Consider the following 14,589-nt stretch of genomic DNA (forward strand, 5'->3'; position numbering starts at 1 on the left):
AGCCGGTCGTGGATCGTTCACGGGTGAGAAGCCGACTGATTAGTGTGGTTCGCGTGCTCCGTCAGGCCTTGCTCGCCATCTCGAAGAGCCGACGCGCCGAGCGGCTCGTCACCACCTCGCCGCTGACCGCCGACGTCGTCAGGCGCTATGTCGCGGACGACATCGGCGCCGTGCTCGCGGAGCTGACCCGCAAGGGGCTGCTGGTCACCGTCGACCACCTCGGCGAGGAGGTGACCGACCAGGCGCAGGCCGAGGCCGCCGTCGCGAACTACCTGTCGCTGCTCGACCTGCTGCCCGCGGGCGCCGACGTCTCGGTCAAGCTCACCGCCCTGGGGCTGCGGCTGTCACAGCGGCTCGCGATCGACAACACCGCCGCCATCTGCGCGGCCGCCGCGGGCAAGGGCATCACGGTGACGCTCGACGCCGAGGAGCACGACACGATCCCGGGGCTGCACGCCGTGCACGCCGCGCTGCGCAGGGAGCATCCCGACGTGGGGGTGGTGGTGCAGGCGTACCTGCCGGACTCGCTGGACCGCTGCGAGAAGCTCGGCGGCGCCCGCGTACGGCTGTGCAAGGGGGCCTACACCGCGCCCGGCGCCTACACCAGGACCGCCGACATCGACCGCTCGTTCGTACGCTGCCTGAAGGTCCTCATGGCCGGCACCGGCTACCCCATGGTCGCCACCCACGACCCCAGGCTGCTGCGCATCGCCTCCACGCTGGCCGTGCTGGACGGCCGCGACGTGACCGGCTTCGAATACCAGATGTTGTACGGCGTGCGCCCCGAGGAGCAGGCCCGCCTGGCGGGGCTCGGCGCGCGGATGCGGGTCTACGTCCCGTACGGCTCCGACTGGTACCCCTACCTCATGCGCCGCCTGGCCGAGCGGCCCCGCAACCTGGCCTTCTTCCTGCGGTCGCTGGTGTCCCGGGGCTAGCGGATAGGCTTCCAGACCAGCGTCTATTTCTTTCGAGGGGCCGAAATGATCGCGATTCTGGGCACGGGCAAGATGGGCGAGGCCCTGCTGTCCGGGTTGTTGCGGGCCGGGTTCAAGCCGGGCGACATCATGGCGACCACCCGCAGGGCCGAACGGGCACAGGCGCTGCGGGAGACCTATGGCGTACGCGTCGTGTCCAACCCGGAGGCGGCCAAGGCCGCTGACACCCTGATCCTGGCCGTCAAACCGCAGGACATGGCCACGCTGCTGGCCGAGATCGCCCCCCACATCCCCGCCGACCGCCTGGTGATCTCGGCCGCGGCGGGCATCACGACGTCCTTCGTCGAGCAGCGGCTCGGCGTCGACGTGCCGGTGGTGCGGGTGATGTCGAACACGCCGATCAAGTTCGACGAGGCGATGAGCGTGATCTCGGCGGGGGCGCACGCGGGCGAGGAGCACCTCAAGCTCACCGAGGGCCTGCTGGAGCCGGTCGGCAAGGTGCTGCGCATCCCCGAGTCGCAGCAGGACGCCGCCACCGCCCTCTCCGGCAGCGGGCCCGCCTACTTCTTCTACCTGGTCGAGGCCATGGTGGACGCCGGCATCCTGCTCGGCATGCCGCGGGCCGCCGCGCTCGACATGGTCACCCAGTCCATCGTGGGGGCCGCGGTGATGCTGCGCGACTCCGGCGAGCACCCGGTGATCCTGCGCGAGGCCGTCACCTCGCCGGGGGGCACCACGATCGCGGCCATCGCGGAGCTGGAACGGCACAGCGTGCGCGCGGCGTTCCTGGCGGCCATCGAGGCAGCCCGCGACCGCGGCCGCCAGCTCGCCTCCGGCTGACCGCTCCCGCGCCCGTCCGGTCCGCCCCGCTCCGCGCCGGTCCGGTCCGCGCCGGTCCGGTCCGCCCCGCTCCGCGCCGGTCCGCCCCGCTCCGCGCCGGTCCGCCCCGCTCCGCGCCGGTCCGCCCCGCTCCGCGCCGGTCCGCCCCGCTCCGCGCCGGTCCGCCCCGCTCCGCGCCGGTCCGCCCCGCTCCGCGACCGCCGCCCGGCGTGCTCGCGAGGCTCGGGGTGGTGCTGAGCTGGGTGGGTCGGCAGGGGGAAGAGAGCCCGAGCGGGCGCTTGTGGAGGCGGGTGGGCGGGATCCTACGATGGGTCGGGTGACGATCCGTCGCGGGCTCGCCCCGCTGCTCGTCCTGTTAGCACTGACCGGCTGCACCTCCGAGGAACCGCCGAGCGTCCAGCTCGCCGAGGTCCGGCGTGCCCCGGTCACCGAGGTCGTCGAGGCCCCCGCCACCATCGGCGCGCGGGCCTCCGCGACACTGCGCTCTCCCGCCCAGGGCACGATCGCCAAGCTGTACGTCCGCGAGGGCGACCGCGTCCGCAAGGGCGAGATCATCGCCAGGATCCGCTCGCCCCAGGCCGAGGACCAGCTGCGCCAGGCCCGCCAGACGTCCAGGATGTCGGCCCCTGCGAGCTTCACCCCGAACGTACGCCTGCCAACCTTCGACACCAGGGCGTTCGACCGCAAGGTCGCCACCCACTTCGCCAAGGCCCGCAAGGAGGCCAGGAAGGTCGACGACCCCCAGGCCCGCAAGCAGCTGCTGAGCGCCATCGACCTGGCCCAGGCCCAGCACAGGGCGCAGGCGAAGGCCCTGTCGTCGATCACCGCCCAGCTCAACCGCTCGATCAGCGGCCTGCTGACCGGCGTGAGCAGCGGCCTGTCCAGCTCCATGGCCTCCCTCCAGGCCGCCTCGAAGTCGCAGGCCAGGGCCGCGGTCAAGGCGGCGGAGAGCACGGTGCGGTCGCTCACGGTCAAGGCGCCGTTCTCCGGCATCGTCACCCTGGGCCGGGTGTCCGGCGGCGGCGGCGCCCCGAGCGGGGTCGAGGGGCTGCTCAGCCAGCTCCCCGGCGGCGGGCAGCAGCTGCCGTCCATGCCCTCCGGCGGGTCCGCCTCGGGCACCCCGGTCGCCACGGGGGTGCCGATCTCGGCCGGTGACTCGATCGCCACCGTCACCGACGTCTCCGAGCTCACCCTGGCCGCCGACGTGGACGAGACGGACGTGCTGCTGGTGCGCGCGGGCGTCAAGGCCGACGTCGAGCTGGACGCGGTGCCCGGCGCCACGTACACGGCCGTGGTCACCGGCATCGGCGTCACGCCCATGGAGGGCACCACGGGCGGCGTCAGCTACCCCGTGCGCCTCTCGCTCGGCGCCGGCGCCTTCGACGACGGCTCCAAGGCGCCCACGCCCAAGCCGGGCATGAGCGCCGTCACGCGGCTGACCGTGCGGGAGTCGGCGTCGGCCGTCTCGGCCCCCGCCTCGGCCATCGTCTCCAGCGGGCGCGAGAGCGTGGTGTGGGCGGTCAGCAACGGCGTGGCGCGGCGGCGCGTGGTCAAGCTCGGGGCCCAGGGGGACGCCGTGGTGGAGGTGCTGAGCGGGCTGTCCGTGGGCGAGCGGATCGTGGTCAAGGGCGCGGACTCCGTACGGGAGGGGCAGACCCTCCCATGACGCTCCGTACGGGAGGGGCGGATCCTGCCATGACGGCCCCCGCCATCGAAGCGGTGGACCTCGCCCGCCGCTACCAGCTCGACGGCGTGGCCGTCGAGGCGTTGCGCGGCGTGTCGCTCCGGATCGACCAGGGCGAGTTCGCCGCCATCGTCGGCCCGTCCGGATCCGGGAAGTCCACGCTCATGCACCTGCTCGGCTGCCTCGACCGGCCCTCGACGGGCGTGCTGAGGGTCAACGGGGTGGACATCTCCCGGTTGTCCGACGCCGAGCTGGCCGAGCTGCGCAACAAGACGATCGGCTTCGTCTTCCAGTCCTTCCACCTGCTGGCCAGGACCTCGGCGCTGGACAACGTGGCGCTGCCGCTGGTCTACCGGGGTCTGGGGCGGGCGGAGCGGCGCGCCAGGGCCCGTGCGGCGCTGGAGTCGGTGGGGCTCGGGCATCGCATGGAGCACCGGCCCTCGCAGATGTCCGGCGGCGAGCAGCAGCGCGTGGCCATCGCCCGGGCGCTGGTCGGCGAGCCGAAGGTGCTGCTGGCCGACGAGCCCACCGGCAACCTCGACACCAGCAACGGGGCCGAGGTCATGGCCATACTCGACCGGCTCAACGCCGACGGGGGCGTGGCCGTGGTGCTCGTCACGCACGAGGCGGAGATCGCGGCCCACGCCAGGAGGCAGATCCACGTGCGCGACGGACTGATCGAGCGGGACAGCGCGTCATGAGGGGCGGCGAGGCGCTGGTCATGGCGCTGGAGGCGCTGCGGGTCAACCGGCTGCGCAGCGTGCTGACCATGCTCGGGGTGATCATCGGCGTGCTGGCCGTGGTGATCCTGGTGGCCATCGGCACCGGCGCGAAGGACGAGATCGAGAAGCAGATCTCCGGGCTCGGCACGAACATCATCCTCGTCGTCCCCGGCCGCATCAGCCTGGGCGCGGCGCCCTCGCAGAGCAAGCTCGGGCTGGCCGACGTGGCGTACGTCCGGCGGGTGGTCGGCGACCCGTCGAAGGTGACGGTCTCGCTGCAGTCGGGCGAGACCGTACGCGTGGGCCGGACCGAGGTGTTCGTCACCGTGATGGGCACCGACCAGAACATGGTCAACATCTTCGAGCGGCCGGTCGGCAAGGGCCGGGCGCTCAGCGAGACCGACGTGGACACCCGGCGCCGGGTGGCCGTGCTGGGCTCGGAGGTGGCCGACCGGCTCTTCGGCGACCTGGACCCGATCGGGCGGCAGGTGACGGTGGCGGGGGCGAGGTTCCGGGTGGTGGGGGTGTACGCCGAGGTGGGGCAGACGTTCGGCCTCTCGCGGGACCAGGAGATCCACATCCCGGTGACCACGGCGCAGCGGCTGCTCGGGATCGAGCGGATCAACGGGCTGGCCGTCGGCGCGTCCGGGCCCGAGGAGATCGACCCGCTGTCGGACCGGGTGACGGCGGCGCTGCGGGACCGGTACCCGGGCGAGCAGTTCTCGGCGGTCACGCAGACGGCGCTGCTCGGCACGATCGGCAGCGTGCTGGGCATGCTCACCGGCGTGCTGGCCGCCATCGCGGGCATCTCGCTGCTGGTCGGCGGCGTGGGCGTGTCGAACATCATGCTGGTCAGCGTGCGCGAGCGCACCCGCGAGATCGGGTTGCGCAAGGCGCTGGGGGCCAGGCAGCGCGACATCCTGGCCCAGTTCCTCATCGAGGCGGTGCTGCTGACCACGATCGGCGGGCTCATCGGGATCATGCTCGGGGTCGGCGGTTCGCTGGCCATCGCGGCGCTCACCGAGGTGCCCGCGTCGATCACGTGGTGGTCGATCGTGCTGGCCTTCGGGGTGTCGGCGGCCGTCGGGGTGTTCTTCGGCGTGGCGCCGGCGCGGCGGGCGGGCCGGCTGGATCCCGTGATCGCCCTCCGCGCCGAATGAGCCCGCGCGCGCCGGGTCAGGCGTCCCGGCGGAGCAGCGGGCCGGGTCAGGCGTCCCGGCGGAGCAGCAGTGCGGCGCTCGCGACCACGGTGACGGCGATCCAGACCAGGTAGACGCCGAACCCGCTCCACGGCCCCAGCGAGGCGCTGCTCTGCCCGTTCGCGATCAGCATCCCGGCGTTGGTGGTGAAGTAGTCGGCCACGGTCCTGCCCCACTGCCCGGGCAGCTGGTTCATCAGCGGAGGGAGCACCAGCATCAGCGCGGTGGCCGCCATGATCGCGCCGGGCGTGTGCCGGACCAGCGTGCCCAGACCCAGCCCGAACACGCCGCAGGCGGTCAGGAAGAGGGCGGCCCCGCCGACGGCCCGCGCCGCGTCGCCCAGCACGAGCGAGGGCGGCTGGATGATCGCCAGGCCCACGGCCAACGCGGCGGCCGACGCGACCGCGGAGGTGACCAGCGCCGTCGCGGTGAACACCAGCATCTTGCCGGTGAGCAGGCTCAGCCGTTTCGGCACGGCCATGAGCGACGTGCGGATGCCCCCGGTGCGATATTCGCTGGAGATCACCAGCACGCCCAGAGTGGCCAGGGAGAGCGAGGCGAACATGACGCCGACCAGGCTGCCCGCGATGGCCTCGTCGGCGGGGATGGGGCCGTCGGTGTTGCCCCTGTTCGCGGCGCTGATGAGCGCGCCGATGCCGACCATCAGCGCCACCGTGGCGGCCAGCGTCCACACGGTCGAGCGCACGGAGCGGATCTTGGTCCATTCGGACCTGAGGATGTCGATCATGAGGAGAACTCCAGGCTGTCCTTGGTCAGCTCCATGTAGGCCGCTTCGAGCGAGGGCTGCACGAACGTCAGCTCCTCCAGGGGGAGGCCCGCACGGGCGGTGAGAGTGCCGATCTCGAGGGTGCTCATCGCGGTGACCCGCAGGTGGTCGGGGTGCAGCTCGCCCACCTTGACCAGCTCGGCCACCTCGGCCAGCCGGGGCGAGCGCACGCGTACGTACCCCTGGGAGCTGCGCCCGATGAACTCCTGCACGCTCGTGTCGGCGATGAGCCGGCCCTTGCCGATCACGATCAGGTGGTCGGCCGTCTGCGCCATCTCGCTCATCAGGTGGCTGGAGACGAACACCGTCCGCCCCTCGGCCGCCAGCTTGCGCATGAGCGTGCGGATCCACAGGATGCCGTCCGGGTCGAGGCCGTTGACCGGCTCGTCGAACAGCAGGATCTCCGGGTCGCCGAGCAGCGTCGCGGCGATGCCCAGCCGCTGCGCCATGCCCAGCGAGAACCCGCCGACCCGCCGCCTGGCGACCTCGCGCAGGCCGACGAGCTCCAGGACCTCGCTCACCCGGCCGGCCGGGATGCCGTTGCTCTGCGCGATGGCCAGCAGGTGGTTGCGGGCGCTGCGCCCGCCGTGCACGGCCTTGGCGTCCAGCAGGGCCCCCACCTTGCGCAGGGGGTGTCTCAGCTCGCCGTACGGCCTCCCGTCCACGAGCACGGAGCCGCCCGAAGGCCGGTCGAGGCCGAGGATCATGCGCATGGTGGTCGACTTGCCGGCGCCGTTGGGGCCGAGGAAGCCGGTCACCTGACCCGGCTCGACGTCGAACGACAGGTCCGCCACGGCGACGGTGCCGCCGTAGCGCTTGCTCAGGTTCGTAGCCCGAATCGCGGTCATGGCTCCAAGCGTGCCGCTGCGCGCGCCCGGTTTCTTCCTGCCCGGGAACCGTTTCGGGGACGGCCGTGTAGGACCCTGGTCCTACTCTCCAGGGTGGATCAGCGCCGCCTCGTAGGCGACGATCACGGCCTGCGCGCGGTCCCTGACGCCGATCTTGGCGAACAGGCTCGTCACGTGGTTCTTGACGGTCGAGGGCGAGACGGACAGGCCGGCGGCGATCTCCGCGTTCGACCTGCCGCGGGCGATGAGCACGAGGATCTCCCGCTCGCGTTCGGTGAGCCCGCCCAGCTCGGCCGGGGCCGGGCGCGGGGGAGACGTGCGGACGAACGTGCCGATGAGCCGGGTCAGCAGGCGCGGCGCGACGGCGGACTCGCCCCGGTGCACCACGCGCACGCCCTCGATCAGCTCCTCCGGCGAGACGTCCTTGGGCAGGAATCCGTCCGCGCCCGCGCGCAGGGCGGCGACCACGTTCTCGTCCAGGTCGAACGTGCTCAGCGCGAGCACCCGCACACCCGGCAGCTCGGCGGTGATCAGCTGGGTCGCGCGCACCCCGTCCATGCCCGGCATGTGCAGGTCCATCAGCACCACGTCCGGCCGCAGCCGCCGGCTCAGGTCCACCGCCTGCGCGCCGTCCGCCGCCTCGCCGACCACGCCCAGGTCGGGCTGCGCGTCGAGCATCAGCCTGAAGCCCTTGCGCACCAGCTCGTGGTCGTCGGCCAGCAGCACCTTGATCGTTCCGTCAGGCGTCATCTCGTCTCCAGCGGGATGCGGGCGTGCACGCGGAATCCTCCGTCCGGGCGGGGGCCGGTGGAGAGCTGGCCGCCGCACAGGGCCACCCGCTCGGCCATGCCCCCGAGCCCGAAGCCCGGTGTCCCGCCGGCCTTCGCCAGGCCGTCGTCGAGCACCTCGACCTCGACCGCGGCGGGCCCGTACGCCAGCCGGACGCTGGCCCTGGCGCTGACCGCGTGCTTGCGGGTGTTGGTCAGCGCCTCCTGCACGATCCGGTAGACCGCGTGGTCCACGGCGGCGGGCAGGCCGACGGGCTCGCCCGTCACGGTCAGGCTGGCGGGCAGCCCGGCCGAGGCGGCCTCCTTGATCAGCTCGGGCAGCCGCTCCGCGCCCACCCCGGTCGCGGCGTCCGGCCCCTCGTTGCCGTCGGCCCTGAGCACGTCGAGCAGGCGGCGCATCTCCGACATCGCCTGGCGGGCGGTCTGCTCGGCGCTCTCCAGGGCGCTCCTGGTGACCTCCTGCTCCGGCGGGAGCGTGGCCCGCGCGCCGCCGACCAGCGCGTTGATCACGGTGATGTGGTGCGCCACCACGTCGTGCAGCTCCCTGGCGATGCGCCGGCGCTCCGCCCGTACGGCGGCGTCGGCCACCTCGCGCCTGTTGCGGTCGTTGAGCTCCGCCCTGAGGAGTACGAGCTGCCCGACCCCTACGGACATCCCGACCGTGAACAGCGCCGCCACCCAGCCGCCCGCGCCGGGCCAGGACAGCTCCTGCGCCGTGGCGTAGACGGCGAACGCCGCCCCGGAGGCGATCGCGGTCGTGCGGCCGCTGGTGTAGCGGCCCACGCTGTAGAGGGCGATGATCGTGGGCAGGTTCGTCATCGCCACGGTCTGCGTGGCGAGGAAGACCACGTCGGTCGCGGCCACCAGAGCCGCCGTCAGGATCGGGCGGCGGCGGCGCATGAGCAGCAGCGCCAGGCCCAGCAGGTAGTGCGCCGAGCCCGGGACGGTGCCCGTCTGGCCCCGGAGGACCAGGGCGATGGTCCCGATGAGCATCGGCGCGGCCAGGACGATCACCAGCGCCCGGTCGAACACCTGGGGACGCCGTAAGAACCGCACGATCTTCATGAAGGCCCGCGCCACGCGCACGCTGAAACCCTAATTCACGATTTTCCCCTATTGCCCGCAGGTTTCACAGCCATGAACCTGGGCTACAACGAGGTGCCTGCGCTGCGGTAACGTCGGCGCAAGGCGAGGGCGCAGCAGAGGGGTTGGCATGAGCCGGTCGGCACGGGTGATCTGGGACGACGCTCTCACCTCCTACAACTTCGGCGCGAGCCATCCGCTCCATCCCGTGCGCGTGGAGCTGACCATGGCGCTGGCCCGCGAGCTGGGCGTGCTCGACAAGGTCGAGATGACCGGCTGCGCGCCCGCGACCGACGACGAGCTCTCCCTGGTCCACGAGCGCGGCTACATCGAGGCCGTCAAGCGCGTGTCCGCCTCCGGCCGGCCCGACCTCACCGCCGGGCTCGGCACGACCGACAACCCCGCGTTCGCGGGCGTCCACGAGGCCTCCGCGCTGATCGCCGGCGCCTCCCTGGCCGCCGCCCGCTCGGTCTGGGAGGGCTCGGCCGAGCACGCGGTCAACATCGCCGGCGGGCTGCACCACGCGATGCCCGCCGTGGCGAGCGGGTTCTGCGTCTACAACGACCCGGCGCTGGCCATCGCCTGGCTGCTGGAGCGGGGGGTGGGCCGCATCGCGTACGTGGACGTCGACGTCCACCACGGCGACGGCGTGCAGACGGTGTTCTACGACGACCCCAGGGTCCTGACGATCAGCCTGCACGAGAGCCCCCGCACGCTCTTCCCCGGCACCGGGTTCCCGGAGGAGACCGGCGCCGACGGAACGGCCGTCAACGTCGCGCTCCCGGCCGGCTGCGGCGACTCCGGCTGGCTGCGGGCCTTCCACGCGGTCGTGCCGCCGCTGCTGCACGACTTCGGGCCGGAGATCCTGGTGACCCAGCACGGCTGCGACAGCCACGCGCTCGACCCGCTGGCCAACCTGATGCTCAGCGTGGACGGCCAGCGGGCCGCGTACGCCGCCCTGCACCGCCTGGCCCACGAGACGGCCGGCGGGCGGTGGATCGCGACCGGCGGTGGCGGCTACGAGCTCGTCCAGGTGGTGCCGCGGGCGTGGACGCACCTCATCGCCGAGATGGCGGGGCACCCGCTCGATCCGGCCACGCCGACGAGCGAGGAATGGCGCCGGTTCGTGCGGGAGCGTACGGGCGAGACCCCGCCCCTTACCATGACCGACGGCCGAAGCCCGGAATTTCGCGACTTCTCCGATGGTTATGATCCAGCGGACCCCATTGACCGTGCGGTCATGGCGACCCGGCACGCGGTGTTCCCCCTGCACGGCCTCGATCCGATGCCCTGACGAGGAAAGAAGCAGTGCTGAGCCGCGACGAACTCCGAGAACAACTTGTCTACAGCCGCATAGCCGGCGATGTCGCGACCTCTCGCGAGAACAACCTCGACCACTACAGCTCGCTGGCCAACGGTGATCCCTACTACGCGCTGGGCCTGACGTTCGACCAGCCGTGGTCCTACCGCGACATCCTGGCGCTGATGGCCAAGTCCGCGGGCGTGGTCTCCGACCCGGGACACCGCTGGGGCCAGGACACCATCGACCCCGACCTGACGATCGACGCGATCGACGCCATGGCCGAGCGCATCGCCGCCGTGCTGACGCGGCCGAGCCCGCGCATCCTGTTCGCCACCGGGCACCCCACGGGCCTGCTGGCCGTGCACCTGCGGCTGGCCGCCTTCTGCGCCGCGCGCGGCGCGCGGTTGCTGTCGCCCGCCGAGGGCTGGACGTACGCGGGGTCGAGTTTCGGTCGTCCCAGAAGGATCCGTTACCTGCAGGACATCGCCATGCTCGACGACCGGGGCGCGCTGGTGCACACCCACGACTCCGCCCCGATGCGGCACATGCTCGGCGAGCTCGGTGACGACCTGCCGGACCTGGTGATCGCCGATCATGGCTGGGCGGGAGCGGCCGGAGAGGCCGGTGTGCCGACAGTGGCGTTCGCCGACAGCAACGACCCCGGGCTGTTCGTCGGGGAGGCGGAGGGCAAGATTGACGTGGTCGTGCCACTTGACGACAACGTGCTACCGCGCTATTACGCTCCGCTGACCGAGAGACTAGTCACAGAAGTCTCACGCGCCCTTTGAGTCCGATTCGGTCATCCCCATACCGTCTTTTCGCGCCTGCATTCCAAGGGGCTCGCTGTCCCTTTGCCAACTTTTGATGGGGCTCCGGCGACTCTTATGTGTGGCAGCTTGGACAGTTCCAACGTCCGAGTGAGGTGCTCGGCCCGGCTGCTGGCCAGCGATTTCGCTGGTTCGGCTGACAGGTGGCTCCGTCGGCTGAGAAAATAGGGGGTTTGCGCACTCGGAGTCCCGACTTACGCTGACGGCAGTACACGTGCGTGAGCAATGGCACCAGTGGGGATAACCCGGAAACACGTGCGGAAGAGGCGTCCGATGGGTGCAGGCGAAAGACCTCTCAGCGAGGTGAAGTTCCTGACCGTCGCAGAAGTGGCGACGGTCATGAGGGTGTCCAAGATGACGGTGTACCGGCTCGTCCACTCTGGCGAGCTGCCGGCCATCAGAGTCGGCCGATCGTTCAGGGTGCCTGAGCAGGCGGTACACGACTATCTGCGGGAGGCCTACATCGAGGCAGGTTGATGTAGCGACACGCCAGACCGTGTCGTGAATGCTGTCGCGGGAGGGGCCCGGCCGCCGCACATGCGACCGGGCTCTCACCCCCCGGGGGGCGATCTACCATGGATCGCCGGTAGTCTGTGACCCGGTGTGCGCTCGCACTCCGTTCCAGACTTGCTATCAGTACCTGGGGGTCCCGTGGGCTCTGTCATCAAGAAGCGCCGCAAGCGGATGGCTAAGAAGAAGCACCGCAAGCTGCTCAAGAAGACGCGCATCCAGCGGCGTAACAAGAAGTAACCGACGCAGCTGCGAGGCGCTGATGACCCACACCGTGCTTGTCACCGGGGTCTCGCGCCACATAGGCGCCCGGGTGGCGAGCGTTCTGGCGGCGGACCCGGACATCAGCCGTGTCATCGGAGTGGACACCGTGCCGCCCTCCTCGCTGACGCGAGAAGGCGGCATCTCTCTCGGCCGGACGGAGTTCGTCCGGGTCGATCTGCGCAGCCCCGACATCGCTCAGGTGATCGCGGCCGCGGACATCGACACCGTTGTGCACATGAGCCTGGTCAGCGCTCCCTCGCGGAGCGGTGGCAGGGCCGCCATGAAGGAGCACAACGTCATCGGCACCATGCAACTGCTCGGTGCCTGCCAGCGGTCGGCGACCGTGCGGCGCGTGGTGGTGCGTTCCACCACCGCCGTCTACGGCTCGTCGCCCCGCGATCCGGCGGTGTTCACCGAGGACCTGGAGCCGCACGACGGCCCCGTCCACGGCTATGCCAAAGACGCGGTCGAGGTCGAGGGCTACGTGCGGGGCTTCGCCCGGCGCCGTCCCGACGTGACGGTGTCGCTGCTGCGCTTCGCCAACTTCATGGGTTCCGGCGTCGACTCGCCGCTGACGCGTTACTTCACCCAGCCGGTGCTGCCGACCGTGTTCGGCTTCGACCCGCGGCTGCAGTTCGTCCATGAGGACGACGCGGTCGAGGTGCTGCGCCGGATGGCGACCGAGGATCACCCCGGCACGTACAACGTGGCCGGGGCAGGCGTGTTGCTGCTGTCGCAGTGCGCCCGGAGGGCGGGGCGGCCGTCGCTGCCGCTGTTCTCGCCCGCCTTCAGGGCGCTGGGCAGCGCCGTACGCAAGATCGGGCTGGTCGAATACTCGCCGGAGCAGGTCAGGCTAATGAGCCACGGCCGCGCCGTCGACACCTCCAGGCTGGAGGCGGAGCTGGGCTGGAAGCCCAAGTTCACCACCGGGGCGGCCTTCGACGACTACCTGCGCTCGCGCGGCCTGCGGCCGTTCGGAGGTGTCCTCACTTGAGCGTTCCCCACGAGGAAGAGGCCCGCGTGATCCCGATCAGTGCGGCACCCTCCTTCGAGGAGCCCGACCCCATGGCCAGGATGCTGGCCTTCCTGCGCAGGCGGGTCACGGGCGACTACGAGGTCGACGAGTTCGGCTACGACGCCGAGCTGACCGACAAGGTGGTCCTCGAGCTGATCAGGCCGCTCTACAACCACTGGTTCAGGGTGGAGACGGTCGAGCTCAAGAACATCCCCGACGACAGCGGCGCCCTGATCGTCGCCAACCACTCGGGCACCCTGCCGATGGACGCGCTGATGTTGCAGGTAGCGCTGCACGACGAGGCCGGCCGGCCGCTGCGACTGCTCGGCGCCGACCTGGTCTACCAGCTCCCGCTGCTCAGCCACCTGGCGCGCAAGACCGGCCACACGCTGGCCTGCCGCGAGGACGCCGACCGGCTGCTGCGCAAGGGCGAGCTCGTCGGGGTGTTCCCCGAGGGATTCAAGGGCGTCGGCAAGCCGTTCTCCGAGCGCTACAAGCTGCAGCGCTTCGGCCGCGGCGGCTTCGTGGCCTCGGCCATCCGCGCCGGGGTGCCGATCGTGCCCACCGCGATCGTGGGGGCCGAGGAGATCTATCCCAAGATCGGCGACCTGAAGTTCCTGGCCCGGATGCTGGGCCTGCCCTACCTGCCGATCACCCCGTTCTTCCCGCTGCTCGGCCCGCTCGGCCTGGTGCCGCTGCCGTCGAAGTGGATGATCGAGTTCGGCGAGCCGATCCGCACCGACGAGTACGACCCGTCGGCGGCCGACGACCCCATGACCGTCTTCAACATCACCGACCACGTGCGCGAGGTCATCCAGCAGTTGCTCAACGAGCTCCGCCTGCGCAGGGGCCACGCCTTCCCGCCGTTCCTCTGAGGGCTGCAACCTCCGCGGCGGCCCCGGTGTTCAGCAACCGTCATCGCCGAACACCGGAGGAGAACTCCCATGGATCTGCAGCTTTCCGGCCGCGTCGCCGTCGTCACGGGCGCGTCCAAGGGCATCGGCCTGGCCGTCGCCCGCACCCTGGCCGAGGAGGGCGCCCACGTGGTCACCGCCTCGCGCACGCCCGCCGAAGCTCCCATCGACGGCAAGGTGGCGCACGTCGCGGTGGACCTGATGGACCCGGAGGCCCCGGCCCGGGTCGTCGCCCGCGCGGTCGAGGAGTTCGGCGGGGTGGACATCCTGGTCAACAACGCCGGCGGGCCGCCGCCCGGGGCGACGTTGCCGCGGGTGGGGTTCATGACGCCGGATGACGAGGACTGGCGGGCGATGTTCGAGTTCAACGTGTTCGCCGCCGTACGCATGATCCGGGCCGCGGTGCCCGTCATGCTGGAGCGGGGCGGCGGCTCGATCGTCAACGTGTCCTCGACGATGGGCAGGCAGCCCGGCGCCATGAACGTGGACTACAGCGCGGCCAAGGCGGCCGTGCTGGCGATCGGCAAGTCGCTGTCCGAGGAGTACGGCCCCCAGGGCATCAGGGCCAACACCGTCTCGCCCGGGCCGGTGCTGACCGACTGGTGGACCAAGCAGGGCGGCGCGGCCGAGGTCATCGCCGGGCTGGCCGGGTCGGACAAGGAGAGTGTGATCTCCGAGGTCGCCCCTGCGATGATGAAGCTGACCACCGGGCGGCTCGTGCACCCGCAGGAGATCGCCGACGCGATCGCCCTGATCGTGTCCCCCCGCTCCGGCAGCACGACCGGTGCCGAGTTCGTGATCGACGGGGGCCAGCTCAAGGAGCTGTGAACCCGAACGGCGGGTTGTGGCAAGACATCCGTGACCGATCCC

General features: G+C 71.5%; 16 protein-coding genes. 12 read left to right on the forward strand and 4 right to left on the reverse strand.

Annotated features, from left to right (window positions below; translation table 11 throughout):
• The first annotated feature begins 53 nt into the window (after window positions 1-53).
• The 5 genes from ACBJ59_RS35220 to ACBJ59_RS35240 all read left to right on the forward strand — a co-directional run bounded on the left by ACBJ59_RS35220 (window position 54) and on the right by ACBJ59_RS35240 (window position 5,341).
• Window positions 54-935, forward strand: coding sequence for a proline dehydrogenase family protein (locus ACBJ59_RS35220; protein ID WP_375114519.1), 882 nt, complete (start codon window positions 54-56; stop codon window positions 933-935).
• Between the two features lie 45 nt (window positions 936-980).
• Window positions 981-1,775 carry a pyrroline-5-carboxylate reductase gene (gene proC, locus ACBJ59_RS35225; RefSeq protein WP_375114520.1) on the forward strand — a complete coding sequence of 265 codons (795 nt, stop codon included), beginning with the start codon at window positions 981-983 and terminating at the stop codon, window positions 1,773-1,775.
• A gap of 316 nt (window positions 1,776-2,091) precedes the next feature.
• Window positions 2,092-3,441 (forward strand): efflux RND transporter periplasmic adaptor subunit, encoded by a 1,350-nt coding sequence (locus ACBJ59_RS35230; protein ID WP_375114521.1) that lies wholly within the window; start codon window positions 2,092-2,094, stop codon window positions 3,439-3,441.
• 29 nt (window positions 3,442-3,470) lie between these two features.
• A complete protein-coding gene (locus ACBJ59_RS35235) occupies window positions 3,471-4,160 on the forward strand; it encodes an ABC transporter ATP-binding protein (protein WP_375114522.1) in 690 nt (229 codons plus the stop codon).
• Complete coding sequence (locus ACBJ59_RS35240; RefSeq protein ID WP_375114523.1) at window positions 4,157-5,341, forward strand: ABC transporter permease; 1,185 nt, start codon at window positions 4,157-4,159, stop codon at window positions 5,339-5,341. Before ACBJ59_RS35235 ends, ACBJ59_RS35240 begins: the two co-directional genes overlap by 4 nt.
• A gap of 46 nt (window positions 5,342-5,387) precedes the next feature.
• Here the strand turns inward: ACBJ59_RS35240 and ACBJ59_RS35245 are convergent, their stop codons facing one another.
• The 4 genes from ACBJ59_RS35245 to ACBJ59_RS35260 form a co-directional block, all read right to left on the reverse strand.
• On the reverse strand, window positions 5,388-6,128 hold the full coding sequence (locus ACBJ59_RS35245) for a hypothetical protein (RefSeq protein ID WP_375114524.1): 741 nt from the start codon (window positions 6,126-6,128) through the stop codon (window positions 5,388-5,390).
• On the reverse strand, window positions 6,125-7,015 hold the full coding sequence (locus tag ACBJ59_RS35250) for an ABC transporter ATP-binding protein (protein WP_375114525.1): 891 nt from the start codon (window positions 7,013-7,015) through the stop codon (window positions 6,125-6,127). Before ACBJ59_RS35250 ends, ACBJ59_RS35245 begins: the two co-directional genes overlap by 4 nt.
• A gap of 81 nt (window positions 7,016-7,096) precedes the next feature.
• Window positions 7,097-7,765, reverse strand: coding sequence for a response regulator (locus ACBJ59_RS35255; protein WP_375114526.1), 669 nt, complete (start codon window positions 7,763-7,765; stop codon window positions 7,097-7,099).
• A complete protein-coding gene (locus tag ACBJ59_RS35260; RefSeq protein WP_375114527.1) occupies window positions 7,762-8,889 on the reverse strand; it encodes a sensor histidine kinase in 1,128 nt (375 codons plus the stop codon). The genes ACBJ59_RS35255 and ACBJ59_RS35260 overlap by 4 nt, the downstream gene beginning before the upstream one ends.
• A 127-nt stretch (window positions 8,890-9,016) precedes the next feature.
• Here ACBJ59_RS35260 and ACBJ59_RS35265 point away from each other — a divergent pair, with 127 nt between their 5' ends.
• The 7 genes from ACBJ59_RS35265 (at window position 9,017) to ACBJ59_RS35295 (ending at window position 14,547) form a co-directional block, all read left to right on the forward strand.
• Window positions 9,017-10,180 (forward strand): acetoin utilization protein AcuC, encoded by a 1,164-nt coding sequence (locus ACBJ59_RS35265; protein ID WP_375114528.1) that lies wholly within the window; start codon window positions 9,017-9,019, stop codon window positions 10,178-10,180.
• Between the two features lie 14 nt (window positions 10,181-10,194).
• Complete coding sequence (locus ACBJ59_RS35270; protein ID WP_375114529.1) at window positions 10,195-10,977, forward strand: phosphatase; 783 nt, start codon at window positions 10,195-10,197, stop codon at window positions 10,975-10,977.
• A gap of 312 nt (window positions 10,978-11,289) precedes the next feature.
• Entirely contained in the window at window positions 11,290-11,493 is a 204-nt protein-coding gene (locus tag ACBJ59_RS35275) for a helix-turn-helix domain-containing protein (protein ID WP_026214222.1), read from the forward strand.
• A gap of 174 nt (window positions 11,494-11,667) precedes the next feature.
• Window positions 11,668-11,766 (forward strand): 30S ribosomal protein bS22, encoded by a 99-nt coding sequence (locus tag ACBJ59_RS35280; protein WP_018654693.1) that lies wholly within the window; start codon window positions 11,668-11,670, stop codon window positions 11,764-11,766.
• 22 nt (window positions 11,767-11,788) lie between these two features.
• Complete coding sequence (locus ACBJ59_RS35285; protein WP_364126238.1) at window positions 11,789-12,784, forward strand: NAD-dependent epimerase/dehydratase family protein; 996 nt, start codon at window positions 11,789-11,791, stop codon at window positions 12,782-12,784.
• Entirely contained in the window at window positions 12,781-13,680 is a 900-nt protein-coding gene (locus tag ACBJ59_RS35290) for a lysophospholipid acyltransferase family protein (RefSeq protein ID WP_375114530.1), read from the forward strand. Before ACBJ59_RS35285 ends, ACBJ59_RS35290 begins: the two co-directional genes overlap by 4 nt.
• A gap of 69 nt (window positions 13,681-13,749) precedes the next feature.
• On the forward strand, window positions 13,750-14,547 hold the full coding sequence (locus ACBJ59_RS35295; protein ID WP_375114531.1) for an SDR family NAD(P)-dependent oxidoreductase: 798 nt from the start codon (window positions 13,750-13,752) through the stop codon (window positions 14,545-14,547).
• Window positions 14,548-14,589: the final 42 nt, after the last annotated feature.

The sequence above is a fragment of the Nonomuraea sp. MTCD27 genome (assembly GCF_041950495.1).
Classification (GTDB): Bacteria; Actinomycetota; Actinomycetes; order Streptosporangiales; family Streptosporangiaceae; genus Nonomuraea.

Coding starts and splice junctions, on each gene's coding strand:
- proC (WP_375114520.1), top strand. CDS start 981: ATGATCGCGATTCTGGGCACGGGCAAGATGGGCGAGGCCCTGCTGTCC.
- ACBJ59_RS35235 (WP_375114522.1), top strand. CDS start 3,471: ATGACGGCCCCCGCCATCGAAGCGGTGGACCTCGCCCGCCGCTACCAG.
- ACBJ59_RS35240 (WP_375114523.1), top strand. CDS start 4,157: ATGAGGGGCGGCGAGGCGCTGGTCATGGCGCTGGAGGCGCTGCGGGTC.
- ACBJ59_RS35245 (WP_375114524.1), bottom strand. CDS start 6,128: ATGATCGACATCCTCAGGTCCGAATGGACCAAGATCCGCTCCGTGCGC.
- ACBJ59_RS35250 (WP_375114525.1), bottom strand. CDS start 7,015: ATGACCGCGATTCGGGCTACGAACCTGAGCAAGCGCTACGGCGGCACC.
- ACBJ59_RS35255 (WP_375114526.1), bottom strand. CDS start 7,765: ATGACGCCTGACGGAACGATCAAGGTGCTGCTGGCCGACGACCACGAG.
- ACBJ59_RS35265 (WP_375114528.1), top strand. CDS start 9,017: ATGAGCCGGTCGGCACGGGTGATCTGGGACGACGCTCTCACCTCCTAC.
- ACBJ59_RS35275 (WP_026214222.1), top strand. CDS start 11,290: ATGGGTGCAGGCGAAAGACCTCTCAGCGAGGTGAAGTTCCTGACCGTC.
- ACBJ59_RS35285 (WP_364126238.1), top strand. CDS start 11,789: ATGACCCACACCGTGCTTGTCACCGGGGTCTCGCGCCACATAGGCGCC.
- ACBJ59_RS35295 (WP_375114531.1), top strand. CDS start 13,750: ATGGATCTGCAGCTTTCCGGCCGCGTCGCCGTCGTCACGGGCGCGTCC.